Source organism: Phytobacter sp. V69 (assembly GCF_965644215.1).
In the GTDB taxonomy this organism is placed as follows: Bacteria; Pseudomonadota; Gammaproteobacteria; order Enterobacterales; family Enterobacteriaceae; genus Phytobacter.
Genome location: NZ_CBFFRL010000414.1, coordinates 1 through 1,571 on the forward strand (window position 1 = coordinate 1; position 1,571 = coordinate 1,571).

The 1,571-nt window shown below is 50.4% G+C and carries 2 protein-coding genes; both read left to right on the top strand.

Annotated features, from left to right (window positions below):
- Positions 1-248 precede the first annotated feature (248 nt).
- Complete coding sequence (locus ACSZPU_RS25635; protein WP_499004423.1) at positions 249-1,007, top strand: L-serine ammonia-lyase, iron-sulfur-dependent, subunit alpha; 759 nt, start codon at positions 249-251, stop codon at positions 1,005-1,007.
- A gap of 27 nt (positions 1,008-1,034) precedes the next feature.
- Positions 1,035-1,514 carry a PLP-dependent transferase gene (locus tag ACSZPU_RS25640; RefSeq protein WP_499004424.1) on the top strand — a complete coding sequence of 160 codons (480 nt, stop codon included), beginning with the start codon at positions 1,035-1,037 and terminating at the stop codon, positions 1,512-1,514.
- Positions 1,515-1,571: the final 57 nt, after the last annotated feature.

The following is a 1,571-nucleotide window of genomic DNA, read 5'->3' on the forward strand; positions in this document are numbered from 1 at the left end:
CGGGCATCGTGAAAAGTCTATGTCAAAGAAAGGGTTATGTTCTCATAATTGACGATTAAATCGCACCTTCCTTAATCAATGTCGATCTCACGGTGATTACTGAATCTGCGCAATGTCGTGTCGTCATCAAAGGCGCGCATACATATATCACCAAAATTAGTGTTAATAATATCGAAACATTTCGTGCACCAGATTTCTGTTCAGGCGATTCAGCCTCCCAGCTAAAACTGTTTACCGTCAATGAAGCGGTGACCTTTATTAAATCGGTTCCCGTTACAGATATCGCCTTTATGACTGCCGCTATCGATTTAAATAGTGCGTTATCGGCGGAAGGGCAAAAAAGGCCCTATGGTCTTAATGTCAGTGGAACCCTACGCCAGGCGATTGCGGACGGCATGAGTACGAAATGCCTGTTAAATCAGATTGCGATCGATGCCGCCGCTGCTTCTGATGCCCGGATGGGCGGCGCCTCGCTGCCAGCAATGAGCAATTTCGGCTCCGGCAATCAGGGGATCCTAGCGACCATGCCAGTAGTGACCCTGGCGCGCCATCTGGCCAGCAACAGCGAAGCCACGCTACGCGCTGTCACGCTTTCTCACCTGGTCGCTATCTCGATTCATGCCCGCTATGCCCGGCTCTCTGCGTTGTGCGCCGCGTCCACGGCAGCGATGGGCGCAGCGGCAGGTATGGCATGGCTGCTCACGCAGGATGAAACTGTCATCGCCTGCGCGATTAAAAATATGATCAGTGATATCAGCGGCATGGTATGTGATGGCGCTTCCGGTACGTGCGCCATGAAAGTCTCGACCACTGTCACATCGGCCATTAAATCGGTGCTGATGGCGAAAAACGGAATTAGCGCCAGTTCGTATGACGGCATCGTCGACCATGAGCTTGAGCAGAGTATAAATCATCTGTGCCAGTTGACAGAAATAGCAATGAAACAGACCGATCGACAAATTATTCAAATTATATCGGATAAGGCATCTGCCGAGTCTGCAAATTAATCAGACCCACCCTACATGAGGTTATTTATGAAACCAAACCCACGTATTGGCACACTTGCCGTACATGCAGGAAGCCAGACCGACCCCGGTCATCATGCGGTATTTACGCCGATTGTCACAGCCAGTTCGTTTATTCAACCAAACCTGGGTGAAGGTGGCGATTTCTGTTATTCCCGCGTGGCTAACCCAACCCGTAAAGCATACGAAACAGCCCTTGCGGATCTGGAAGGCGGTATTTATGCCACCGCAACCGCTTCAGGCATGGCGGCGACGTCGCTTATTCTGGAATTATTGACTACCGGTTCGCACATTGTTGCGATGTGCGGTGTGTATGGCGGGACGTGGCGAATTTTTGAAAAACTGAGGAACCAAACGGCCGGTCTGGAGGTGAGCTACGTCGATTTAAACGACCTGAATGCCGTCAGAAACGCAGTGAAACCTAACACGCGCATGGTATGGATTGAAACCCCGACCAACCCGCTCCTTGAACTAGGCTGTGTCCCTTAATTGCATAACCTCTTGTAAAACAATCGGATGCAACCCAGCTTGACCATTGAAAGATAA